Consider the following 24895-nt stretch of genomic DNA (forward strand, 5'->3'; position numbering starts at 1 on the left):
GACCTTTCAATGACCCTGAGTGTGCAGCAGTACCTGCAGGCCGACGCCACGGCGCTGGCCGATCTGGTCCAGCGTGGCGAGGTCAGCGCCGCCGAGTTGCTGGCCCTGGCCACGGCCCAGCTACAACGCCTCAACCCCCAGCTCAACGCCGTCAATCGGCCCATGCCTGAACAGGCCCGCCAGCGCGTGGGCGAGACCCTGGAGGGCCCGTTGGCCGGGGTGCCCGTGCTGATCAAGGACGCGGTGCAGGACTATGCCGGGCTGCCGACCTCCAATGGTAGCCGGGCCTTTCGACACCACGTTGCCGCCAGCCACTCGACGGTGGTCCAGCGCCTGCTGGACGCCGGCGCGGTCATTATCGGCAAGACCAATACCCCGGAGCTGGCCCTCAAGGGCTTTACCGATCCCCAGGCCTTCGGCATCACCCGCAACCCCTGGGACCTGACGCGCACACCGGGCGGCTCCAGCGGCGGCTCGGCCGCGGCGGTGGCCGCCGGGATCGTCCCCATGGCCGGGGCCAATGACGGTGGCGGTTCGATCCGCATCCCGGCGGCCTGCTGCGGGCTGCTGGGCCTACGCCCCTCCCGTGGCCGGGTGCCCTGTGGACCGGCCAGCGGCGAGATCTGGGAAGGCGCCTCAAGCGATCTGGTGGTCTCGCGCAGCGTGCGCGACTCGGCCCTGGCCCTCGACGTCCTGGCCGGCCCGGCGTGCGGCGAGCCCTTCGTGATTGCCCCGCCCGCCCAGTCTTTTCGCGCATTGCTCAGCGAGGAACCACGCCGCCTGCGCATCGCCTTCAGCACCCGCTCGCCTCTGGACACCGAGGTCCATCCAGAGGCCATCGCCGCCGTCCAGCACACCGTGCGGTTGCTGGAAAAACTCGGCCACGAGGTGATCGAGGCCGAACCACGATACGACGGCCATGCCCTCGCCCGCTGTTACCTGGACATGTACTTCGGCCAGGTCGCCGCGACCCTGGCCGAAGCCCGTGAAGCCGGCGCCCGCAGCGCCGACTTCGAACTCGCGACCCGTCTGCTCGAAGCCTTTGGCAACGCCACTCGCGCCGGCAACTATGTACGCAGTCATCGACGCTGGAACCAGTTCGCCCGCGCCCTGGGCGAGTTCCATCAGCGTCATGACCTGTTCCTCACCCCTACCCTGGCCTGCCCGCCCGCACCCCACGCCGCCGCGCAGATGCCCGCCGGCCAGGAGCGCCTGCTGGGCTGGCTGCTCAATAGCGGGCTGCTCGGCGTCCTGGCCCGCCTGGGCCTGATGGAAAAGCCGCTGAACGAGCTGTCGCGACAAAACCTCAGCTATGTGCCATTCACCCAGTTGGCCAACCTGACCGGCACCCCGGCGATCAGCGTACCGCTGCACTGGACCGCCGAAGGCCTGCCATTGGGCGTGCAGTTCATTGCGCCGTTCGGTCAGGAGGGGCTGCTGCTGCAACTGGCCGCGCAGCTGGAGCGGGCCCAGCCCTGGATGCATCGCCTGCCTGCCATGGCCTACCCGACCTAGCACTCATGACCTGGCAGGTCATTGAGCCGCGGGCCTGCCCGCGGCTAGGGTGAAAGCTCATCACCGACGCCCGCCCGCGGGCCCTGCCAGGAGCCTCGCCATGCCCCGCTACCCGACACTCGCCGCTCTTATTGCCCTGCTGGCGTTTGGCAGCTTTACGCTGTTCACGCTGGTACACGCCGAACAGTCCCTGCTGCAATTTGGCCGCGAACTACTCGCCCGCCCCGACACCGCCCAGGTCGTGATCGACCTGTACCTGATGGCCGGGCTGGGCGGGATCTGGATGTACCGCGATGCCCGTGCCAAAGGCCGTTCATGGCGCTCGCTGCTGCCGTACTGGCTGCTGACGGCCGTTTTTGTCTCGCTCGGGCCGCTGCTCTATCTGGTGGTCGAGGGATTTCGCGCGGCTTGCGGCCATGGCGCTGGCCGCCGCCAGGGTCTATCTTAGGCGCCTGGCGACAGCGGCTCGTCGCCCCATAACAAGATCGCCGTGCCCCCTGCAACGGCACGCCAGACGGGAGCCATCCATGACTCGGCACAGCGCGCAGACCCACCCGAGCGAACTCGCCGCCTTCGTCAACGAACACTTCCCCGAACGGCGTATCCGCCCGGACGGGCTGATTGCCCAGTCCTGGTACCGCAGTGTGATGGAGCACCGGCTCGACCCTGGCACCGCCACCCGCCTGGATATCCTTTGCGCCGAGGATATCCGTCGTCATCAGCAGCAACACCAGCAGTACCTCGATATCGCCAGCCAAGGCGTCAGCGGCCTAGCCCGGCGGGTGGTCCCGGCCGGCTTCGCGGTGCTGCTCAGCGACGAGCACGGCATCACCCTTGACGCCCGCCTGCCGGCCCAACATGAGCCCTATATCCGCTCGGGGCTGGTGGTCGGGGCGCGCTGGGACGAATCCATCGCCGGCACCAATGGCATTGGCACCACCCTGGCCGCTGTCGAGCCACTGATCATCCACCGCGAGGAGCATTTCCTGACCGCCAATGCACGCCTGAGCTGTTCCGTCGCGCCGATCTTCAATGCCCAGGGCCTGCTGCAGGGCTGCCTGAACGCCACCTGCCTGAACAGCGACGGGCCCAAGGAAAGCCAGTACCTGACGCTACAGTTGGTGATCCTCTATGCCCGCCTGATCGAGAATGCGCATTTTCGCCAGAGCTATCGGGATCGCCTGACCCTCTCACTCAAGCCCATTGACGAAATCGCCGACCTGGCCAATGAACAACTGCTGGCCCTGGACGACAGCGGCCGGGTGATCGGCGCCAACCGAGCCGCCTTTGTCGCCCATGACCGACCCCATGGGCAGGCCCTGCTGGGTGGGCTGATCGACCAGTTGCTGCCCATGGGCGTGGACGCGTTACTGCGCCTGACCCAGGGCGGCGGACGCGGCCTGCGCCTGCGCGCCCGGCATGACGAAGCGTTGCTGGACCTGAGCCTGCGCATTCCCTCGGCACAGCATCACCCGGCACCGGCGCCCGCCAAGGCGCAACGGCCCCGGCACCCCGACCTGGACCGACTGGCCGGCGGCGACCCGGCCCTGCAACAAGCGGTGCGGCGGCTACGCAAAGTGATCGACAAAGACATCGCCATCCTGATTACCGGCGAGACCGGGACCGGCAAGGAGGCCTTTGCCCGCGCCATTCACCAGACCAGCGCCCGCCACGGCGGGCCCTTTGTCGCGCTCAATTGCGCGGCGATCCCCGAGAGCCTGATCGAGAGCGAACTGTTCGGCTACCGGGGAGGCAGCTTTACCGGCGCCGAGAAAAAAGGCATGAAGGGCAAGCTGGAACTGGCCAATGGCGGCACGCTGTTTCTCGATGAGATCGGCGATATGCCGGCCCATCTGCAAACCCGGTTATTGCGCGTGCTGGCCGAGCGCGAGATGTCTCCGCTCGGCGCCCAGGCGCCGGTGGCGCTGGATATCCAGGTGATCTGTGCGACCCACCAGGACCTGCCCGGCATGCTGCGCGACAAGGGGTTTCGCGAGGATCTGTTCTATCGCCTCAATGGCATGCACCTGAGCCTGCCGCCCCTGCGCGAGCGCAGCGACCGGACGCAACTGATCCAGCAACTGCTCGACAGCCAGGCGCCGGGGGTCCGCCTTACGGCCCAGGCCCATCAGTGCTTGCTCGACGCGCCCTGGCCGGGGAATATCCGCCAGTTGCTCAATGCCCTGCGCTATGGCGCGGCACTGGCCGAGGACGGCTGCATCGATCTGGACTGCCTGCCCGGCGAACTGCTGCCAGGTGCTGTGCAGGCCCTGGCAAACCGCCAGCGAGTACCCGATCAACCCGACCCCGACGCACCGGAAGAACAGCGCCTGCTGGCGACGCTGCGTCGCCATCGATGGAATATCAGTGCGGCGGCCAGCGAGCTGGGCGTCGCCCGCTCGACACTCTATCGGCAGATGAAAAAACACCGCCTGGTGCAACCCAACGACCGCCTCTAGGCCCCTGCCAAAAAGCCCGGGCCGCTTGCACGGCCCGGGCTTTTTGGAGGGGGATCCCGTCGTCAGGCCTGGATATATACCACGTGGGTATGGGTGTATTCGTACAGGCCATGCTTGCCGTCAGCGCCGCCGATACCCGACTTGCGCGTCCCGGCATGGAAGCCCTGCATGGCTTCGAAGTTTTCGCGATTGATATAGGTCTCGCCGAAGTCCAACGCGCGAGTGGCCTGCAAGGCCGCGCTCAGGCTGGCAGTGTAGATGGATGAGGTCAGGCCGTATTCGCTGTCGTTGGCCAGGGCAATGGCCTCGTCCAGATCATCGACAATCTGGATCGGTAGAACCGGGCCGAAGATTTCCTTGCGCATGATTTCCATCTCGGCGGAACAACCGGCCAGTACCGTTGGCTGGTAATGGAAGCCTTGCCCGAGGTCAGCCACTGCCCCACCGGTGATGATCTGCGCACCCTGCCCGCTGGCAGTGCGCACCATCTGCGCGACCTTGTCCAGCGCCGCCCGATTGATCAACGGGCCCATATCCAGGCCGTCCTCCGCCAGCGGATCGCCATAGCGGGTCGCGGCCATGGACGCGGCAATACGTTCGATAAACGCATCGGCCACCTTGCGCTCGACATAGACCCGCTCGGCGCAGTTGCACACCTGCCCGGTGTTGATCACTCGGGAGGCAGTAATGGCCCTGACGGCCAGATCCAGGTCGGCATCCGCCAGGACAATGGCCGGCGCCTTGCCACCCAATTCCAGATTGAGCTTGGTGATATTCGGCGCGGCGGCGGCCATGATCCGCGAGCCGGTGCCAACACTACCGGTAAAACTGATCAGGTCGATACCCGGATGGCTGGTCAAGGCAGTGCCAACCGTTGTCCCCGTACCACACACCACATTGAACACCCCGGCCGGCAAATCCGTTTCCGCCACCAGGCGGGCGAACTCGAAGCAGTTGATCGGGGTTTCCTCGCTGGGCTTGATCACGATGGTATTACCGGTCAACAGGGCCGGCGCCATCTTGCGGGCGATCAAAAAGAACGGGAAGTTCCAGGGCAGAATCCCGGCCACGACGCCCAGGGGTTTGCGCAACAGGAAAATGCTCTCCCCCGCCCGGTCGCTGCTCAGTACCTCGCCTTCCAGGCGCCGCGCCCACTCGGCCATGTAGTCGAGGTAGTCGGCGGTGAAATTCACCTCGACCCGGGCCAACTCCAGCACCTTGCCCTGCTCGGCGGTAATCACCCGCGCCAGGCGCTCGCCGTGCTCACGGACCTTGCTGGCGATTTTGCGCAGATAGCCTGCGCGCTCGATGGCCGGGCGCGCCGCCCAGGCTTTCTGGGCCTGGCGGGCGGCGGCAATGGCCTGCTCGACCTCGGCGCTGCTGCCCTGGGGCACACGCCCAAGCAACTGGCCGTTGGCCGGGTTATGCACCTCAAGGTGTTCATCGCTGGTGACAAAGGCATTGGCGATGTAGTTCTGGTAGATGGCGTCACTCATATCCGCGTCTCTCTTGTCGGGGATGGCGCGACCGGCCAGCCAGGCAGCCGGTCGCGGGGCTTACTGCTGGGTGCTGAACTGCTTCCAGGCCGCGCCTTCGTCCTGCAGGTCGTGGGAGCGCTTGATCAGGTATTGGTGGATCTGGTCGACCTGCTGGGGCGTAAAGGCATCGGCAAAGGACGGCATGCCGTCGGGCACTCGGCCACCGAACAGAATGCCGAGGAACATCTGGTGCTTGTCCGCCGTCAGCTTGCGCAGGTCCGGCAGCACACCACCGCTGACCGCATGGATGCCATGGCACTGCGAGCAGTAACCGTCATAAAGCTTCGCGCCGGCTTCGATGGCCGCCGTATCGCTGCCCAACGGCGGTGGCTTGGGCGTATCGGGACGTGGCGCCGGTTCCTGCAGCTTGGCGGTGCCGCCGATCTTGTAGGTCAACACCTGGGAAAACGGCTGGACCCCGGCCCGTAGCGAAAGCGCCCCGGCAAACGTGGAGAACGCCCCACCCCAGCCGGCCATAAAGGTCACGTACTGCTCGCCGTCGACGCTATAGGTGATCGGCGCCGCCATCACGCCACTGGCGGCGGGTTGCTCCCAGAGTTTCTTACCGGTATCGGCGGCATAGGCAATCACGCGGCCATCAGCGCTGCCCTCGAACACCAGGTTGCCGGCAGTACTCAGGGTGCCGCCATTGAAGATCGTCACATAGGGCACTTCCCAGGCCGGCTGCTGCTTGACCGGGTCCCAGGCGATCAACTTGCCCGACCAGCCCTTGGCCATTTCCAGCAAGCCATCGACATTCTCCGGCATCATCCCGGTACGCAGGCCCAACTGGTACATGCTCTTGAATGGGTTGCGCTTGGGCGCCTCGGGAATGTGTTCGTAGTAGGCCGACATGATATGGGCCGGGATATACACCAACCCGGTGTTAGGGTTGTAGGACATCGGTTGCCAGTCATGGGCACCCCAGAACGCCGGGGTCACCAGCTTGCGCTTGCCATCCTTCCAATAGGCAGCATTCTCGTCATCAACGATGGGCCGGCCGGTCTTCATGTCCATGCCCTTGGTCCAGCTTTGCGGCACGATACCCTTGGCCGACAACAGCTCGCCGGTGGCCCGGTCGATCACATAGAAGAAGCCGTTCTTCGGCGCCTGCATCAACACCTTGCGCGGTTTGCCGTCGATGGGCAGCTCGGCCAGGATCATGTGCTGGGTCGCGGTGTAGTCCCACGCGTCGCCCGGAGTGGTCTGGTAGTGCCAGACGTATTCGCCGGTGTCGGCATTGACCGCGACAATGGACGACAGGAACAGGTTGTCGCCCTTGGCCTGGCTGCGCCATTTCGGGTCCCAGAGCGAGCCGTTGCCGACGCCGATATACAGCAGGTTCAGCTCGGGATCGAAGGCAAACGAATCCCAGGCCGTCCCGCCCCCGCCCTGTTCGACGAAGGCATCGCCGTGCCAGGTCTTGGCGGCGATCTCCATCCCCTTGCCTTCCGGCGGCAATTTCGGATCGCCCGGCACGGTGTAGAAACGCCAGGCCTCCTGGCCCGTTTCGGCATCATAGGCAGTGACATAACCGCGCACGCCGAACTCGGCGCCGCCATTGCCGATCACCACCTTGCCGTTGACCACCCGGGGCGCGCCGGTAATGGTGTAGCTGCGCTTATGGTCGGCCCGGGTGTCGACCGACCAGGCACGCTGGCCGGTCTTGGCGTCGATAGCCTCCAGGCGGCCGTCGAGCACGCCCACATAGACCTTGCCCTTCCACACCGCCACGCCACGGTTGACCGCATCGCAGCAAGCCTCGCCGGCACGGTTGCGGTCGGACTGTGGGTCGTACTTCCAGATCAGCTTGCCGTCACGTGCATCCAGCGCATAGACCACCGAGAACGGCCCGGTGGTGTACATCACGCCATCGACCACAATAGGCGTGGCCTCCACGCCACGATCCAAGTCCAGTTTGTAGCTCCAGGCGAGGCCCAACTGGCCGACGTTCCGGTCGCTAATCTGCTTGAGCGGGCTGTAGCGCTGCTCGTCATAAGTGCGCCCGGTGCTCATCCAGTTGCCGGGTTCCTGGTCGGCGGCAATCAAGCGCTTGCTGTCGACATTGGCCGGTAGCTCGACGGCCTGGACACAAGTGCCGGCCAGGCTCAACAACAAAGCACCAGCCAGGGATTTGAGAGGGATACCGGCGACCGTGGAACGAGCGCCGGAAAGCGAGGCAAGGCCAATCTGTCTCATGGGGTTTGTCCTGTTCTTATTAGTGGCGCGGTCTTTTCGCTGCGCAACAGAGACAGAGCAACGGCCATGCCAGCCTCGGCAGATAAAGCTGAAAGCCTTGATCTGCAGGGCCTGGCGAGATATGGGGAGCTTGATTGGACTTCTGGCGAACGCTACAGGTGTTGCACCGAGCGCTACAGGGGCGGGACAGATGTGGCAGCGGCTCGCCCTAGCCGGTCGCCCCTAGCAGGTCGCCCCTAAAGGGCCGGGCCACAGGAGCGATGACGAAGCTTTTCGCCGACCCTATACATCGAAACATCTCGACGCTCAGCGCAGGTCGTGATGGTAGAATCCGCCAGCCAGATCCGCATCAATGCGCCTGGCGAGACGGCTGAAGGCTGAATACGCACCCCTCTTTACCTTAAGTGCGATCGATCTATTGCGCAGTCAACTCTTCGCTGACCAAAGGCAATCCCCATCAACGTAATCCACGCCGCAGTAACCTGTACCGTCTAACCACTCAAATAATTTCACACCACCCATAATAGTCGAGCAATGAATAATACATTACCCAGCCCACGCCCTCTGCGAATAGATATACAGGCGCTCCGAGGATTCGCAGTATTAATAGTTCTGTTGTATCACGCCAAGCTTGGAGTTTTGGCAAATGGGTATCTCGGAGTTGATATCTTCTTCGTGATATCAGGCTTCCTGATCACACAACTTATAAAAAGCGAAATTGAAAGAGGAAGTTTTCAATTTTCGAAATTCTACTGGCGTCGTGCCAAGCGACTGTTGCCCGCCGCCTACGTTACTTTTTTCTTCACGCTGATTCTGGCTCCTTTTATTCTGACCAGCGCTGCCCTGAATGACTTGCGTACGCAGGTGCTTGGAGCCGTCACCTTCACGTCCAACATCGTACTCTGGCGTCAAAGTGGCTATTTTGCAGCAGGTGCAGAGCTCAAGCCATTGCTGCACACCTGGTCACTGGCCATCGAAGAACAATTTTATCTGGTTCTTCCCGCCATGTTGTTCTTCATACCTCGACGCTTTTGGTTAAAAGCGGCTGTGCTCGCACTGCTGACAAGCCTGTTACTGTGCTTCTTAATGGTGCAACTCAAACCCACTGCGGCTTTCTACTTACTCCCCTTTCGAGCTTGGGAGTTGATTATCGGGGCCCTGGGAGCGCTTATCATACAGGGCGACCACCTCAAGGCCTTCCTGAAGCTTGCATTCTGGCCCGCACTCATTGCCCTGGTTTCACTCCCCTTCATCCCTTACAGCAGCCTTCACCCCGGCCCTGGCGCACTGATTATTTGCGCGGCCACCTTAGTCGTCCTGCTACGAAACCACCCGCGTTTATCACAAGGCGTGGCAATAAAAGCCACCAGCAAAATTGGCGATATATCCTATTCACTCTATTTAGTGCACTGGCCAATTTTTGCGTTTTTCAACAATATCTGGATTGGTGACGCTGATGATCATCGCGCTCTTTTCATCCGTATTGGGCTCATTGCACTTTCACTGCTATTAGCCTGGCTTTTGCACCGTTTCATTGAAGAGCCCCTGCGGCACAAGAGCACACTCCCGACAAAGGCTTCACTGCTCTATATCGCGACCAGCACATTGACGCTGATTGTGATCGCATCTGCACTGCCGCAACTATTCAAAAGCGACCTCAACTATACATACTTGGCCCGCCCCAATTATGGGCTCGCAGAGTCATGCAACTTCAAAGGCACCTTTAAAGCACAGCCCGAATGCACGAACGCTGAAGCTCCAGAGATCCTGGTATGGGGCGACTCATTTGCCATGCACATCGTACCTGGAATAATTCAAAGCGAAGAAACAAAGCCACTCATTATTCAAGCGACCAAATCTTCGTGCGCCCCCTTACTCGGATTGGCGAACAAACGAGTCGAGGCCAGCCTTACACAATCTTGGGCCGAAACCTGCATCGCATTCAACGACTCCGTCGTTGATTACCTGAACAAATCGACATCAATACACACCGTGGTACTGGCCAGCCCTTTCGCTTCTTACCTATCCGACGAATACGAGTTACTCAAAAAGAACTACAACAACAATTCATACCAACTCATCAGCACTGGAAAAGCGGAAACATTAGAAGGACTGACGAAAACCATTGATGCAATCAGGGCGTCAGGAAAAAAAGTCGTAATTATCGCCCCGCCCCCCTCCAACGGACGAGACACCTCGATTTGTCTGGAAAGGTTCGCAAATAATCTATTTTCTCTGGGCACGGACAACTGCAATATCGCAGTCAAAGACTACAACGCGAGAAGTAAAGAAACGAAAGCACTCCTGACAGAAGCCTCACTAAAAAACAATGTTGGGGTTATCCGTTTCGACTCGTACCTGTGCAATTCGGCATTTTGCACCACACACATCAACAACGCCCCGCTTTACCGAGACGCTGGCCATCTTTCCTACACAGGCTCCGCCTTCTTAGGACGCGCCATTTCTCTTCGAGAAAAAATCAACCAGGAAGCCAAGTGAAGCCACCCGGCTCCCACCTGGCTTTTCGATGACATCCCGCACAACCACACCCGCCGGTAGCAACCGGCGGGCCCTGGCCCTCGACTCAGCCTCCCCCACTTGAGGAAAATCAGCGCACCCTACAGGCAGGCGAATTTGCGAGGCTCTTGATAGAATAGCGGCCTATCACGACTGATGTGGGCCCGAACACTGCCATTTACAGCACCTTCGCCCCCTTTTACGCACTCTGATCGTTGCCATGGGAAAATGGTACGAGTCGACTCCAGGGTGGTACATCACGCCAAAAACACCCGAGAAACGGTGCAAGACACTTTGAACGAAAGCCCCCCAAAACCCACTGCAAAGCCCGCGCAGACACGCCCCGAGCCATCCCGCCGCTTCAGCGTTGCGCCGATGATGGATTGGACCGATCGCCACTGCCGCTACTTCCTGCGCCTGCTCTCCAGCAATGCCCTGCTCTATACCGAAATGGTCACCACCGGGGCGCTGCTCAATGGCGATCATGAGCGCTTTCTGCGTCATGACGAGGCTGAGCATCCGCTGGCCTTGCAACTGGGCGGCAGTGTTCCCGCGGATCTGGCGGCCTGCGCGCGCATGGCCGAAGCCGCTGGATACGACGAGGTCAATCTGAATGTCGGCTGCCCCAGCGATCGGGTGCAGAACAATATGATCGGCGCCTGCCTGATGGGCCATCCGCAACTGGTCGCCGATTGTGTAAAAGCGATGCGCGATGCGGTGGCGATTCCGGTCACGGTCAAGCATCGCATCGGGATCAATGGGCGGGACAGTTATGCCCAGCTCTGCGATTTTGTCGGCACCGTGCGCGATGCGGGTTGCACCAGCTTCACCGTTCACGCGCGCATCGCGATTCTGGAGGGGCTGTCCCCTAAAGAGAATCGCGATATCCCGCCTCTACGCTATGACGTGGCGGCGCAGTTGAAGCAGGATTTCAGCGAGCTGGAGATCATTCTCAACGGCGGGATCAAGACCCTGGAACAGTGCCACGCGCATCTGCAGACCTTCGATGGGGTCATGCTGGGCCGCGAGGCCTATCACAATCCCTATCTGCTGGCCGAAGTCGACCAGCAATTGTTCGCCAGTACCGCTGCGGTGATTTCCCGGGCCGAAGCCCTCGCGCGCATGCGGCCCTATATCGCCGCGCATATCGCGGCTGGCGGCGCCATGCACCATATCACCCGCCATATGCTGGGCCTGGGCCAGGGTTTCCCCGGGGCGCGACGCTTCCGCCAGTTGTTGTCGGTGGATATTCACAAGACCCAGGACCCACTGGCCCTGCTCGACCAGGCCGGGCTATTGCTCGAAGGTCGCTAGCCGCCCCCCCCGCATGGAACCCAGGGGGCAATTGCCAATCGAATCTTCACGCGCATTTCAGAGGCGCCCTTGAGGCCTTGGCACAGCTCAAGTAATGTCACCGCATCGCACAGGACAGAGCAGACTCATGACTTCCAAGCTGGATCAACTCAAGCAGTTCACCACCGTGGTTGCCGATACCGGCGATATCGATGCGATCACTCAGGTCAAGCCCGTGGATGCCACGACCAACCCTTCGCTGCTGCTCAAGGCGGCCTCCATGCCCCGCTACGCCGAGCTGCTGAATGCCGCGATGAACGAGTCCGGCGGCGACCTGGGCCTGGCTTGCGATCGCTTCGGCGTCTCGGTGGGGCAGGAAATCCTCAAGGTCATTCCCGGGCGCATTTCCACTGAAGTCGATGCCCGCCTGTCGTTCGACACCCCCGCCATGCTCGAGCGCGGAGAACGCCTGATCGATCTGTACGAACAGGCCGGCATTGGCCGCGACCGCGTACTGATCAAGATCGCGTCCACCTGGGAAGGTATCCGTGCGGCAGAGCAGCTGGAGAGCAAGGGCATCCAGACCAACCTGACCCTGCTGTTCTCCTTCGCCCAGGCGGTGGCGTGCGCCGACGCCGGGGTGTTTCTGATCTCGCCCTTTGTCGGCCGTATCTACGACTGGCATAAAAAGGCCACCGGCAATGAGTTTGTTGGCGCCGAAGACCCGGGCGTACAGTCGGTAACGCGCATCTACAACTACTACAAAGCCAATGACTACAAGACTGTGGTCATGGGTGCCAGCTTCCGCAATCTGAGCCAGATCGAGCAACTGGCCGGCTGCGACCGCCTGACCATCAGCCCTGAATTGCTCAAGCAACTGGCCGAGGACAAAGGCACCCTGCAACGCCGCCTGGCCCCTGGCAACGCTGGTGAAGCACGCCAGAGCCTGAGCGAAAGCGCTTTCCGCTGGGCATCGAACGAAGATGCCATGGCGACCGAAAAGCTCGCCGAAGGTATTCGCCAGTTTGCCCGCGACCAGGAAAAGCTCGAGGCCTTGCTCGCAGCCAAGCGCTAAGCACTACGCCAAATGCAAAAAGGGCGACCCGGTAGGGTCGCCCTTTTTTATGCGCGGGTGTCAGCCTTGGCTCAGCTGCGTTCCAGCGCGTTGACCAGGTCGTGAAAGGCCTCGCGGTTGGAGTCATTGAGCCCCATCAGGATCTTGTGCGCTTCGAGCACCTTGACCCGCACCACTTCTTCAGACTGATCCTGGGACGGCAGGTCCGTCAGGCATTCAGGGCAGGGAATCGGCCGATCAACGATGTTGAACACCTGATCGAAACCCATCGACTGCAACAGGCGAGTGATGTCCTCATGGGTCGTCACCACGGTCGGCAGCAGGCCCACCTTCTGCCGCGAGAGGATCGACAGCTTGGCCAGCAAGCCCAGCGTGGTGCTGTCGATACTGCGCGTTTCGGTCAGGTCGATCACGATCGCCGAGAAATTCAAGGCCGTGAAGATCCGCTCAATCGTCGCGTCCAGCGCGGAACACAAGGTCAGGCGCACTTCACCGACAAACTTCAGGACGAAGGTGCCATCCTGCTCGGCGAACTGGATTCTACCGGTACTCATCAAAGATTCCTGCTCAACACCATCAGGGCGATATCATCCGGCATCTCCCCTAGCGTGGCCAATCCAAAAACCCGGCGCAAGCCATCCAGGCTACCGCCTGCTGCCTTGACCCGTTGGGGCAAGGCAGCCTCTTTTTCTTTGAGTGTCTGTTCAGTCAAAAGGTCCAGGATCCCGTCAGACATCAGCGTCAGGCTGAAGCTTTCCGGCAGATCAAGCACCTGGTCTTCATAGGTGGCCTCATTGAACAGCCCCACCGGCAAACCACGCCCTTCGAGATAGCGCACGCTATCGGGCGTGTACAGCACTGGCAGCGGCAAGTGCCCACCAATGCTGTAGGTCAATTGCCCGGTTTCTTCGTCAATCACGCCACCGACCATCGTCACGTGTTTGCCCAACTTGCAGTTGATCAACCCGCGGTTGATATGGCCGAGCACTTCCGAAGGCTTGAACTCGGGCAAGGTGCCATTACGCTTGGACTCGAACAATAGCCGCGTGGTCATGAACTTCAACAGCACGGTGACAAAGGCCGAAGACGCACCATGGCCGGAGACATCAGCCAGGTAGAATGCGACACGCCGCTCATCGACCCGGAAATAATCGACAAAATCACCGGACAGATAGAGCGACGGAATAATCTGGTGCGCGAACTGGAACTCGTCGATGCTCCAGGGGCTGACCGGCAGCATATTCATCTGCACCTGGCGCCCGGCATTCTGGTCCTCCTGCAGCAAATGCAGGCTGGCCTCCAGCTCACGGTTGGCAGTCTCGAGTTTTTCGCGATAACGCTGGTTTTCCAGCAGCAGGCGCGCTCGATCCAGCGCCCGGCGCACCGAATGCTCCAGCACCGCCAGGTCTTCCAACGGCTTGATCAGGTAATCGGCAGCGCCCAGGCGCAAGGCCTCGACCGCGTCGTTCATCACGCCGGCGCCGGATACGACAATCATCGGGGTCTGGGGGGCAAGCTCGGAAACCTGACGGATCAGCTCAAGACCGCCCATTTGGGGCATCCGCAAATCGCAGATCACCAAATCAGGCTTCGCTTGCTCGAACACCTCAAGTCCCTGCACGCCATTGCTGGCCTGAAGAACGCTGAAACCGCTGTCTTCCAAGTAGGCCGCAAGGCTGGCGCGCACTACTTCGTCGTCGTCAATTATCAGCAGCGTGGCACTGGTTTTCTGCATGTGGGCAAACGGCGCCAGAATTAGGTTGGCGTAGACGGCCGGGCTTAGCCCTGGCGCACTCTACTGGATTCGCTTTCTAGCCACCCTGGATCCAAATTCACGGATCAGAGGTGCCCTTCTAAGGCGCAGACGGTACTCCCATCCGCTGGGGGTTTCAAGCTCATGCACAGGGTCGGCTCATGCTCTTTACAGTGCAAATCACCGGGAGTTATAAGAACACGCAGAACCACAACTCAATCGTAGGACGGCCCCATGAGTCAAAGTGATCGCGACTACAGTGAAAAGCGGGATTACATCCGGATGCGCGTCGATGCCGACATCACGCTAATCCATGCTGGCCAGGTGATTGCAGCGGTCTGCGTGGACCTTTCCAGCAGCGGCATGCAGGTTCAGGCGCCTCGCGCATTCAAGGTCGGCGACCGCCTGAGTGTGCGTATCGACTCCGACCACAGCGCCCTCAAAGGCCTTGAGGCCGAGACCGAGGTGGTCTGGGCCAATGACCAGGACGGCGGCAGCCAGAAGCTTGGCCTGTCGATCCTGAAAATGCATTGAAGATCGGCAGGTACAAAAAAGGCGACCCGCAGGTCGCCTTTTTATTGGCAGAGGCCGAGACCTAGAAGTCGTCTTCGACCTGGCCATCCTTGACCCTGAATTCGCGGTTCTGCAGGTAGGCATTGCGGATAAAGGTGTATTTGTCGCCGTTGATCAGTTTCTCGGCTGACAAGAGGCTGGCCCGGGTATCGATCACGTCCACACCGATCGCCATGTTGCGCGTCGGAATGTGGTCCATGTAGCGATAGGGGTCAGTGTAGCTGTCGACGTACAGGGACGGTGCATCACGTACTGTGCTCGGGCCGAAGAACGGCAGCATCACGTAGGGCCCGCTGGGAACGCCCCAATAACCGAGGGTCTGGCCGAAGTCTTCATCGTTGCGCTGCAGGCCCATTTTCGTCCCCACGTCGAAGAATCCGAGCAGGCCGAACGTGGTATTGAAAATCAGCCGCGCAGTGTCGACACCCGCCGCACGCGGCTTGGCCTGCAGAACGTCGTTGGCCAGGTTGCGCACATCGCCGATGTTTCTGAAGATGTTGTGAATGCCATCCTCGAGAAAGGACGGCGTAATGAACTGGTAACCCTGCGCCAGAGGCTTCAGCGCGTAGGTATCCAGCACATCGTTGAATTTGAAGATGGGACGGTTGATGCTTTCCCACGGGTCATCTTCCGCAGCCTGAGCGGCGATTGGCAGCATCACCACGGTGGCGCACAAAGACAATTGAGCTAGGCGGTCAATCCAACGCATAGCAGGAACTCCTTGAGGATACTGAACAAGCGGGCGCTATGCCCTAGCCAAACGCGGAGTATAAACGCATCCCGCTATTTAGGCAGCGCACCGCGCAGTTTTACCTCGCAGCACGCGTCAAATGTCACGTAATCGTCATCTCAGGCTACTAGCCTCTGGGTATTTCAGAGATGTTTCCATGCCCCCGCTCGCCAGCCAGACGATTCCCGAGCCGACCGCGCTGCTCTTTGGCCTCGGCGATCCACGCCACACCCTCACCCAGCCGCCCCACGACGCCCTTGGCCATGTCCGGCACCTGGGCATTCCCTGCGCCTGGCTCGACACCACTTCAAGTGCCAGCAGCACCTGCGCGCTACCGGACTGGCTGCCGCAGGCCAACGCCCATCCGCAATGCGCCGCCTGGCCAGCGCCGGACGCCTGCTGGCAGGCCTTGATGGGCCTCAATGTCAACCGCCTCGATGGCTGCATCTTGATCAGCAACCAGCCGACACTGCTGCAAGCAGGGCTCAATGCCGGGCTCTGGACCATCGGCCTCGCCGCCTGCCCGCCGGCCGCCAGCGACTGGCAGGACCTCAGCCCGCAAGAGTGCGAACAGCGGCGCGCCCGGGCCACCCTGCAGCTGTTCGCCCTCGGCGTGCATTCGGTGATCGACACCCTGGGCGAACTGCACACCTGCCTGGCCGATATCGGCCTGCGCCGCCTCAAGGGCGAGAAGCCCTGACGGACGCTTTGATCAAGATCATGCAAGGGCCGCGCAGGTGGATTACTCTGAAAGCCAGACACCGACCTTTGGCGCCGTTAGACGGTCTATGCCAGAGACTATTCAGAGAGGAAACGCCATGCCTGCCCGCGAACTACAGCAACAACTCGACACCCTGCGCGAGCAACTGGAGCAAAATCCGCCGCTTTCGCTGGAAGAACGCGAACATCTGCACGAACTGGCGCAGAAAATCGAAGCACAGATCCAGCTGGAAACCGCAGCGCCAGACAGCAGCCTCGCCGATGGCGTCAACCTGGCCGTCGAACGTTTCGAACTGGAGCATCCGGCCCTGGCCGGCACCCTGCGCAATATTGTCCAGACCCTGGGCAATATCGGCATTTAAACGCTCCCTAGGTCATAAGCCCGCCCCATAAAAAACGCCCCGACTCTCACGAGCCGGGGCGTTTTTTTATTCAGAGATTGCCCGGGCCTGTTACAGCCCCGACTGACCACTCATGGCCAGGTCGAGCAACTCACGGTTGGCCACTGCATACATGGCGTAGTCAGTGCCACTGGCGGCACGGATCTCCACCAGCATGGCCCGCCAGCGTTCAACCATCGCCTGGTTCTGCTCAAGCCACAACGCCAGGCGCGCTTCGACTTCCTGCGGGGCATCGGCCATTTGCAGGACCGAGATGGTGATTGCCCGCTGCTGCCAGTCGACATCATCGCGGAACGCTTCACGGGCCTGCGCCTGCCAGTTGTTCTCCACCGGCAAGCCGCTGATTTCCTGCAGGTACCAGGTCAGGTCCAACTCGCTGCCCACGGCAAAGTAGGCCTTGGCCACATCCGCCGCATTCTGCCCAGTGACATCCGCCGCCTCGATAATCGGCAGCAAGGTGTACAGATGCGTAGTGCCCGCCACCATGCGCGCCAGCAATTCCGGCACACCGGCTTCGACATAGGCCTGGTAGCGCGTCTGCCACATCTCGCGGGTCGGCCCTTCCAGCAGCTCGTCCAGCTTGAGACCCAACGCCGCCAGGTGCGGGCCGAAGTGCGCCACATCCCGCGCCGCATCCTGCTCGTTGCGGCGGCTGCGCAGGAACCAACGCGTCGCGCGCCGGCCCAGGCGCATCAGCTCATCCATCAATGCCAACTGGGTTTCAGCGCTGACCTTGTAGTCCAGCGCCTCGATCTGCCGGAACCAATGCGGGAGGTGGAAGATATCGCGCACGATCACATAGGCGCCCGCCACGTTCGCCGGGCTCATGCCCGTCGATTCCTTAAGCCGCTGAACGAAGGTGATACCCATATGGTTCACCAGGTCGTTGGCGATCTGGGTGCTGACGATTTCGCGCTTGAGACGATGACGGCGCATGGCCTCGGCAAACTTGCTCACCAGCATCGGTGGGAAAGCCGTTTCCATATCACGGGTCAGGTAATCGTCATCCGGCACCTGGGAATTGAGCAGCGCCTCCTTGAGATCGATCTTGCTGTAGGAGATCAGCACCGACAGCTCGGCACGGGTCAGGCCATGGCCCGCCGCGACGCGTTCGGTCAGTTGTTCTTCCGACGGCAGGAACTCGATCACCCGGTCCAGCTTGCCGCGCCCTTCCAGGTCGCTCATCAGGCGCTTGTACTCGGCAATCCGCTCGTAGGCACGGCGGGCCGCCAGGGACAGTGCCTGGGTTTGCTTATAGTTGTTGCCCAGCACCAGGCCGCCGACTTCCTCGGTCATGCTGCCAAGCAACTGGTTGCGCTGCTTGCCGGTCATATCCCCGGCCTGCACCACTTCATTGAGCAGGATCTTGATATTCACTTCATGGTCGGAACAGTCCACACCACCGGCGTTGTCGATAAAGTCGGTGTTGGTCGCGCCACCATTGAGGCCGAACTCGACCCGGCCCAACTGGGTCATGCCCAGGTTGCCACCTTCGCCGACAACCTTGCAGCGCAGCTCGTTGCCATTGACGCGCAATGCATCGTTGGCCTTGTCGCCCACATCGGCGTGGCTCTCGGTGCTGGCCTTGACGTAGGTCCCGATACCGCCGTTCCACAGCAAGTCCACCGGCGCCTTGAGCAGCGCGTTGAGCAGCTCGGTCGGCGTCAGCTTGTCGGCCTGGATCGCGAAGCGCTCCTTCATCTGCGCAGAGATGGCGATACTTTTCGCGCTGCGCGAGAAGATCCCGCCACCTTCGGACATGATGCTGGTGTCGTAGTCAGACCAGGCCGAACGCGGCAGATCGAACAGGCGCTGGCGTTCGGCAAAGCTGTTGGCCGGCTGCGGATTGGGATCGACAAAGATATGCAGGTGGTTGAACGCGGCCACCAGCTGCAGTTTGTCCGACATCAACAGACCGTTGCCAAATACGTCGCCGGCCATGTCGCCGACACCGACCACCGTGATGCTGTCTTCCTGGACATTAATACCGCGCTCACGGAAGTGCCGCTGCACACCAACCCAGGCGCCACGGGCCGTGATCCCCATCTTCTTGTGGTCATAGCCGGCCGAGCCACCGGAAGCAAAGGCATCGCCCAGCCAGAAGCCGTAGTCGATGGCAATGCCGTTGGCGATATCGGAGAAGGTCGCCGTGCCCTTGTCCGCTGCAACCACCAGGTAGGGGTCGTCATCGTCGTGGCGCACCACGTTGGCCGGCGGCACCAGGGCACCATCCTTGAGGTTGTCGGTAATATCCAGCAGGCCGGAAATAAAGATCCGGTAGCAGGCGATCCCCTCGGCGGCGATTTCATCGCGGCTACCGCCCAGTGGCAGGCGCCGTGGCAGGAAGCCACCTTTGGCACCGACCGGGACAATGACCGAGTTCTTCACCTGCTGGGCTTTTACCAGGCCCAGGACTTCGGTACGGAAATCCTCCTCCCGGTCGGACCAGCGCAGACCGCCGCGCGCTACATTGCCAAAGCGCAGATGTACGCCTTCGACCCGGGGCGAGTAGACGAAGATCTCAAACTTGGGGACGGGCTTGGGCAGCTCGGGAATCAAGTGCGGGTTGAACTTGAAGCTGAAGTAGGACTTGTTCTGGCCATTGGCGTCGGCCTGGTAGAAGTTGGTCCGCAGGGTAGCCTTGATCAGGTCCAGGTAGCGTCGCAGGATGCGATCTTCGTTAAGCACCTGGACATCGTCCAGCGCCGTCAGGATCGCCTGTTCAAGACGCTGCTGCTTGTCATCCAGGTCCTCGCTGCTCAGTTTGCGGGCCAGGTAAAAACGGGTCTTGAACAACCGGGTCAGTTCCCGGGCGATATCGGTGTGGTTGTTCAGCGTGCTGGCGATGTAGCCAAGGTCGAAGCCCAGGCGAATCTGCTTCAGGTAACGGGCATAGGCACGCAGCAGCGCCACATCGCGCCACGGCAAACCGGCGGTCAGCACCAGGCGGTTAAAGGCATCGTTCTCGGCATCGCCACGCACGATATGCACAAAAGCATCCTGCAACGTGTCGTTGAGCTGCTGGATATCCAGGTTCAAGCCTTCGGCCGCCGTAAAGGCGAAGTCATGGATCCAGAACTCGCGACCATTGCTGTGGCGCAGGCGATACGGGAACTCACCCAGTACGCGCAGGCCAAGGTTTTCCAGGATCGGCAGCACGTCCGACAGCGCCAGTGGCGTATCGGCGTGGTACAGCTTGCAATGCAGTTGCTGCGGGCCGGCACTCTGGCCCAGCGGCTGGTAGAAGCTCATGACCAGTGGATTGGCTTCACCCAGACTGAGCAGGTGCTGCATATCGACCACCGCCGAATGCGCGGCAAACCGCTCACGATAGCCGGCCGGGAAGCCCTTGGGGAAGTCCGTCAGCACAGCTGTACCCTGGGCTTCGCCAAAGCTCTCGACCACCAGGCTCGCGTAATCGTCCTGCCAACTGCGGCAGGCCTGGACCACTTCCTTCTCCAGCAGCAACGGGTCGATATCGATACGGTTCTTCGGATCCACCCGCAGAATCAATTGCACCCGCGCCAGCACGGACTCGGAGAAGAACGTCCAGAACTCACAGTCGCTGGCCTTCAGGCGATCCATCAGAACCTGCTGGATCTTCTGGCGCACCTCGGTGGAATAGATATCGCGCGGCACATAGGCCAGGCAGTAGCAGAAACGTCCGTAGGGGTCTTTACGCAGGAACACGCGAATCTTGTTGCGTTCCTGGATCTGCACAATCGACATCACGGTACTGAACAGTTCGTCCACCGGCGTCTGGAACAGATCGTCGCGTGGCAGCACTTCGACCACCTGGGCCAGTTCTTTGCCCAGATGCGCCTTGGCCTGGAAGCCGGAGCGGCGCTCGATTTCCGCGACCTTGCGGCGGATATACGGGATCACGCGCACGCTTTCGCCATACACCGACGAGGTGTAGAGGCCCATGAAGCGGCATTCCTTGATGACATTACCGTCGGCATCGATCTCGCGAATCGACACGTAGTCCGGGTAGGCCGGGCGATGCACACGGCTAGGGTGCGCCGCCTTGGCAAACGACAGCAGGACCGGCTCGCGCAGGTAGTTGACGGCGTAGTCTTCGATGCGCAGGTCTTCGGCGGTCAGGCCGACGCGCAACAGCTTGGCCAGGCCGAGGAAGGAGTTCGGGTCATATTCGATATGCCCGCCGTCCTGCTCTTCGCGCACCACGAATTCTTCATAGCCGAGGAACGTGAAGTGGTTGCCCACCAGCCACTCCAGAAAGCTCTTGATCTCGGCCTTTTCATCCGGATCCACGGCGTACTGGCTGTTATCCAGGCCAACCAGCAGGTCCTGGACCTTGGCTTTCATCGGCTCGAAGTCGGCTACCGCGACCCGCACTTCGGCCAGCACCTGCTCCAGCTCCTTGGCCAGCACGCTCAACTCAGCGACATTGGCACAGCGATCGATCTCCAGGTACATCAGCGATTCATGGAGAATCCCTTCGCCCTGGGTGCCCTTGGGCAGGATTTCCAGCAATTCGCCCTTGGCCCCACGGCGCACGCTGAGCACAGTGGTCTGCAGGGTATGGATGCTGTAGCCGCGGCGATTGAGTTCGGTACGGACCGAATCCACCAGGAACGGCAGATCGTGGTGCAGCACCTCGACGGCGGTGTGGGTCGACTGCCAGCCATGGCGTTCATAGTCCGGGTTGTACACGCGCACCTGGGGCTGGGCGTGGTCGAAGCGCTCAAGCAGGCGCCAGGCCGACAGCGTACAGCCGGCCAGGTCGGAAAGCCGGCGCTGGGTCAGTTCGTCGAGGGAAATAATGCCGAAGAATTGCTCGGCGAACAGCGCCACTTGTGGCAGTGCCTGCTCGCTGATGTGCTGCGCCAGTGCCGCTTGCAGTTGGTGCTGGAAGTCGGCCTTGCTGGCTGCGGTGAAGAACGCCATCTGTGGTACTCCGCTTGGGCTTGTTATAAATAGAAAAGCGTCGCGTGTAGCCCCGGGAGCCTGCATCGCGGTGCAGGAGCGACCGGGTGGTGCAGAGCGAGCGCGCAGGAGCAAGGCACCGCCTGCACGTTCACAGAATGGGCATCTACAAAAACGACTGCCGAGCCTGCGGGCTGTGTCTTTAGAGATGACTATCCGTTGCGCAGCTTAACCACTGCTGGAAGGCTGCTCTTGCGACGCTGCGACATATTCGGTCATCGGCACGCAGACAATCGGCGGCGACGCAACATCAGCGCCCACACCAGAATAGTCGCGCTCACCAGAGTTAGCCCCAGAATCGCCGCCATTGGCCACCAGGTCTGCGCCAAAGGGCGCACGACCGCCGGCTCCACCCGCGCGGGGCGCACCTCCTGAAGCCGCTGTTGATAGTCACGCAGGTGCTGGGCACTGGCGCGCAGCGCATCGACCCCCGGCACCCGAAGGTCTTCGTCCTCACGCTGGGCCATGGCCTCGGCCTGGCGATTGAACTGCAACTGATGCAACTGCCTGTTGATCTGAGCCACCCGGCGCTGGCCCTCCTCGCCCAGGCGCGCGGCCTGCCAGGCCTGCAGTTCATCCTGCAATTGCGCACGCAACACCGTATCGGCCTCAAGCAAGCTGGCAATCCGGGCTTTCTTGCGGACCTCGTAGTTAAGTCGTGCGGCAAATAGCCTGGCTTCCAGCTCAGCGACACGATTGCCGACGATCACCTTCAATTCCTCGGCAATACGTTCACCTTCGCGAGCGATGACAAACGCGGCAAAAGCCTCGAGCAATGCCGCGCCCTGCCGGTCGTCGCTGTAGTGGTAAACCAGACGCAGCGAATGCGGAGCCTGCACGGGCTTGGCCCCTTCGATCCGCGTGACCCGCAAGGTGCCCTCGCCGAAGGCCTGCGGCGTCACGCCCTCCAATGCCGGGCTGGCAATAAAGGCCTGGCGCTCCTGGAGCGACTCAAAGGCAATGGCCAACCGCGTAATGGCTTCGTCCGGCGTCAAACTGAACACCCCTGGGCGGTTCAGTCCATCCAGGTCGCTGCGCGAAGCGGGCTGTACATGCAGCTCAACCTGCGGATGTCGATACTCGATAAACCAATAGGCTGCGCCGCCAAGCCAGCACAGTGCCAGGCTCAAGCCCAGTACCCGCATAAAGAACAGAGGCAACCGCCTGGGGGACCGGGGCAGGCCTGACGTCGCTGCGACGCTCAACATCGTTCTCCTACACTGCTTAAAGAAAAAACCATATCCAAATCAGGCAAATGGCAGATTGCCCAAGCCTTGGACCGCGAGAGAAAAACACAGCCCCCGAATGCGACCTATAAGAGCGCTCTCAAAACACCCAAACCTCCGTAAAGAGGGCGCAGGAATTGACCGAGTCACCCAGCGTCGTCCGAAAAAGCCGCCGAAGCCGCTGCACGCCATCAGCGATACTGGCAAAATCACCTCCATTAGCCCGTATCGCCTCGACAGGAACCCGATAATGCAACTGACCACCGCCCAGCTGTTTGCCAATCCGTGTGATGAAGAAGAAGACAACATGGCGCTGATCTTCTGCGAAACCGTGGAGCAGGAAACCCTGCTGCTGTCGCGTTTCCCGGACGACGAAGACGTGGCGCTCAGCCTGGGGGACGACGCCTATGCGTGGCAGGACCTGAAAATCACCTTCGGCCCCGAGCGCCTGCTGATCGAGTTGAGCGCCAACGATGCCGCCGACTTCAATGGCATCGACCATCTAGAGATCCGCCATGCGACGCCTGCAGGCGATCTGGCGGAGGTCGAAGCGACGTTGCGCATCATTCTGGACGGGACCGGCACCTATATCAGCGAGCTGGATAACTGAGACCAGGCTGAGCGACCTCATACGCCGACACGCCCACGCGGCGTCCGATCGCGGCGTCCCACGCTTCGCCAGCGCCGTGTAAAACCGCATCGAGGGCGCTTTACGAATGTCCTGTATCCGATGACGGCGTGGCGCCAACGACTACGTCGGCATCACGCGATACAAATCGACACCTGACGAAACGATGGATCAATAAACGACCAAAGCACAATAGCCAGGCGGCCCCTTGGCCCACTCCAATCGCTGATTTGCGCAAAAACTTGCAATTGTCCCCAACGCCGTTAGTCGCCGCCCCTCGCGATGGATTAAAGTAACGCCCCCAGCCGTGGCGTTTTATCGATTGCCACCGCCACTCCTTCCAGGAACCGTCATCGATGGAACATCGTGAAGCGCTGCTCGCGTTGCGAACCTTTCTTTCAGCACAGATTCTCGGCCAGGAAAAACTGATCGAGCGCCTGCTGATCGCCCTCCTCGCGGACGGTCACATGCTGGTCGAAGGCGCACCCGGCCTGGCCAAGACCAAGGCCATCAAAGAACTGGCCGAAGGCATCGAAGCCCAGTTCCATCGTATCCAGTTCACCCCCGACCTGCTGCCCGCCGACATCACCGGCACCGAGATCTATCGCCCGGAAACCGGCAGCTTCGTCTTCCAGCAAGGGCCGATCTTCCACAATCTGGTGCTGGCCGATGAAATCAACCGCGCCCCGGCCAAGGTCCAGTCGGCGTTGCTCGAAGCCATGGCCGAGCGCCAGGTCAGCGTTGGGCGCAGCACCTATGAGCTGTCGCCACTGTTTTTGGTGATGGCAACCCAGAACCCCATCGAGCAGGAAGGCACCTACCCGCTGCCCGAAGCCCAACTCGACCGCTTTCTGATGCATGTGAAGATCGGTTTCCCCGACGCGGCCGTCGAGCGGCGGATTCTTCAGCAGGCCCGGGGCGAAGCCCTGAACGGCGAAACCAAACCGGAGCGCCGGGTGAGCCAGCAGGCGATCTTCGCCGCGCGCAAAGAGATTCTCGGCCTCTATATGGCCGACGCCGTAGAGGAATACCTGGTGCAACTGGTGATGGCGACCCGCACCCCGGGCAAATTCGACCCGGAGATGGCCGAATGGATCGCCTACGGCGCCAGCCCCCGCGGTTCCATCGCCCTGGACCGCTGCGCCCGGGCGCATGCCTGGCTCGCGGGACGCGATTTTGTCAGCCCGGAAGATATCCAGGCGGTGCTCTTCGATGTCCTGCGCCACCGCATCATCCTGTCGTTCGAAGCCGAAGCGGCAGGGATCGACCAGGACCGCGTGGTCCAGCGGATTCTCGATGTCGTGGCCGTCGCCTGAAT

Annotated in this window: 18 protein-coding genes; 11 read left to right on the forward strand and 7 right to left on the reverse strand. The window is 61.4% G+C overall.

The window, feature by feature from the left end; translation table 11 throughout:
* Positions 1-9: 9 nt before the first annotated feature.
* From NPS46_RS15845 to NPS46_RS15855, 3 genes are all read left to right on the forward strand, one after another.
* The gene (locus NPS46_RS15845; protein ID WP_274108699.1) at positions 10-1515 is read left to right on the forward strand and encodes an amidase; all 1506 of its coding nucleotides are present in this window, start codon (positions 10-12) and stop codon (positions 1513-1515) included.
* Between the two features lie 100 nt (positions 1516-1615).
* Positions 1616-1963, forward strand: coding sequence for a DUF2834 domain-containing protein (locus NPS46_RS15850; RefSeq protein ID WP_274108700.1), 348 nt, complete (start codon positions 1616-1618; stop codon positions 1961-1963).
* 79 nt (positions 1964-2042) lie between these two features.
* On the forward strand, positions 2043-3974 hold the full coding sequence (locus NPS46_RS15855) for a sigma-54-dependent Fis family transcriptional regulator (RefSeq protein WP_274108702.1): 1932 nt from the start codon (positions 2043-2045) through the stop codon (positions 3972-3974).
* A gap of 62 nt (positions 3975-4036) precedes the next feature.
* On the opposite strand, the gene aldA is transcribed toward NPS46_RS15855, so the two are convergent.
* Positions 4037-5470: an aldehyde dehydrogenase gene (gene aldA / locus NPS46_RS15860; protein WP_274108704.1), complete on the reverse strand. Its 1434-nt coding sequence runs from the start codon at positions 5468-5470 to the stop codon at positions 4037-4039.
* 60 nt (positions 5471-5530) lie between these two features.
* The gene (locus NPS46_RS15865; protein ID WP_274108706.1) at positions 5531-7711 is read right to left on the reverse strand and encodes a PQQ-dependent dehydrogenase, methanol/ethanol family; all 2181 of its coding nucleotides are present in this window, start codon (positions 7709-7711) and stop codon (positions 5531-5533) included.
* Positions 7712-8245: 534 nt separating this feature from the next.
* Between NPS46_RS15865 and NPS46_RS15870 the strand changes: the two genes are divergently transcribed.
* From NPS46_RS15870 to tal, 3 genes are all read left to right on the forward strand, one after another.
* Positions 8246-10210: an acyltransferase family protein gene (locus tag NPS46_RS15870; protein ID WP_274108708.1), complete on the forward strand. Its 1965-nt coding sequence runs from the start codon at positions 8246-8248 to the stop codon at positions 10208-10210.
* A gap of 312 nt (positions 10211-10522) precedes the next feature.
* Positions 10523-11542 (forward strand): tRNA dihydrouridine(20/20a) synthase DusA, encoded by a 1020-nt coding sequence (gene dusA / locus NPS46_RS15875; RefSeq protein ID WP_274108710.1) that lies wholly within the window; start codon positions 10523-10525, stop codon positions 11540-11542.
* A 127-nt stretch (positions 11543-11669) separates the two neighbouring features.
* Complete coding sequence (gene tal / locus NPS46_RS15880) at positions 11670-12596, forward strand: transaldolase (RefSeq protein ID WP_274108712.1); 927 nt, start codon at positions 11670-11672, stop codon at positions 12594-12596.
* A 71-nt stretch (positions 12597-12667) separates the two neighbouring features.
* Here the strand turns inward: tal and rssC are convergent, their stop codons facing one another.
* Together rssC and rssB are read right to left on the reverse strand one after the other, a co-directional pair.
* Positions 12668-13150: an anti-sigma factor antagonist RssC gene (gene rssC / locus NPS46_RS15885; protein ID WP_274108714.1), complete on the reverse strand. Its 483-nt coding sequence runs from the start codon at positions 13148-13150 to the stop codon at positions 12668-12670.
* Positions 13150-14331, reverse strand: coding sequence for a two-component system response regulator RssB (gene rssB / locus NPS46_RS15890; RefSeq protein ID WP_274108716.1), 1182 nt, complete (start codon positions 14329-14331; stop codon positions 13150-13152). The genes rssC and rssB overlap by 1 nt, the downstream gene beginning before the upstream one ends.
* Before the next feature lie 252 nt (positions 14332-14583).
* On the opposite strand from rssB, the gene NPS46_RS15895 reads away from it, so the two are divergent.
* Positions 14584-14883, forward strand: a complete 300-nt coding sequence (locus NPS46_RS15895) for a PilZ domain-containing protein (RefSeq protein WP_274108717.1) — start codon at positions 14584-14586, stop codon at positions 14881-14883.
* 61 nt (positions 14884-14944) lie between these two features.
* On the opposite strand, the gene NPS46_RS15900 is transcribed toward NPS46_RS15895, so the two are convergent.
* Complete coding sequence (locus NPS46_RS15900) at positions 14945-15631, reverse strand: MlaA family lipoprotein (protein WP_274108719.1); 687 nt, start codon at positions 15629-15631, stop codon at positions 14945-14947.
* Positions 15632-15809: 178 nt separating this feature from the next.
* Here NPS46_RS15900 and NPS46_RS15905 point away from each other — a divergent pair, with 178 nt between their 5' ends.
* Entirely contained in the window at positions 15810-16352 is a 543-nt protein-coding gene (locus NPS46_RS15905; protein ID WP_274108721.1) for a hypothetical protein, read from the forward strand.
* Between the two features lie 118 nt (positions 16353-16470).
* Positions 16471-16734 carry a DUF4404 family protein gene (locus tag NPS46_RS15910; RefSeq protein ID WP_274108723.1) on the forward strand — a complete coding sequence of 88 codons (264 nt, stop codon included), beginning with the start codon at positions 16471-16473 and terminating at the stop codon, positions 16732-16734.
* A 90-nt stretch (positions 16735-16824) separates the two neighbouring features.
* On the opposite strand, the gene NPS46_RS15915 is transcribed toward NPS46_RS15910, so the two are convergent.
* Positions 16825-21684 carry an NAD-glutamate dehydrogenase gene (locus NPS46_RS15915; RefSeq protein ID WP_274108725.1) on the reverse strand — a complete coding sequence of 1620 codons (4860 nt, stop codon included), beginning with the start codon at positions 21682-21684 and terminating at the stop codon, positions 16825-16827.
* 254 nt (positions 21685-21938) lie between these two features.
* A complete protein-coding gene (locus tag NPS46_RS15920) occupies positions 21939-22931 on the reverse strand; it encodes a hypothetical protein (protein WP_274108727.1) in 993 nt (330 codons plus the stop codon).
* Between the two features lie 268 nt (positions 22932-23199).
* Here NPS46_RS15920 and NPS46_RS15925 point away from each other — a divergent pair, with 268 nt between their 5' ends.
* Positions 23200-23559, forward strand: a complete 360-nt coding sequence (locus NPS46_RS15925) for a hypothetical protein (protein ID WP_274108729.1) — start codon at positions 23200-23202, stop codon at positions 23557-23559.
* 374 nt (positions 23560-23933) lie between these two features.
* Positions 23934-24893 carry an AAA family ATPase gene (locus NPS46_RS15930; protein ID WP_274108731.1) on the forward strand — a complete coding sequence of 320 codons (960 nt, stop codon included), beginning with the start codon at positions 23934-23936 and terminating at the stop codon, positions 24891-24893.
* Positions 24894-24895 lie beyond the last annotated feature (2 nt).

It is taken from the genome of Pseudomonas putida (genome assembly GCF_028682395.1).
In the GTDB taxonomy this organism is placed as follows: domain Bacteria; phylum Pseudomonadota; class Gammaproteobacteria; order Pseudomonadales; family Pseudomonadaceae; genus Aquipseudomonas; species Aquipseudomonas putida_AB.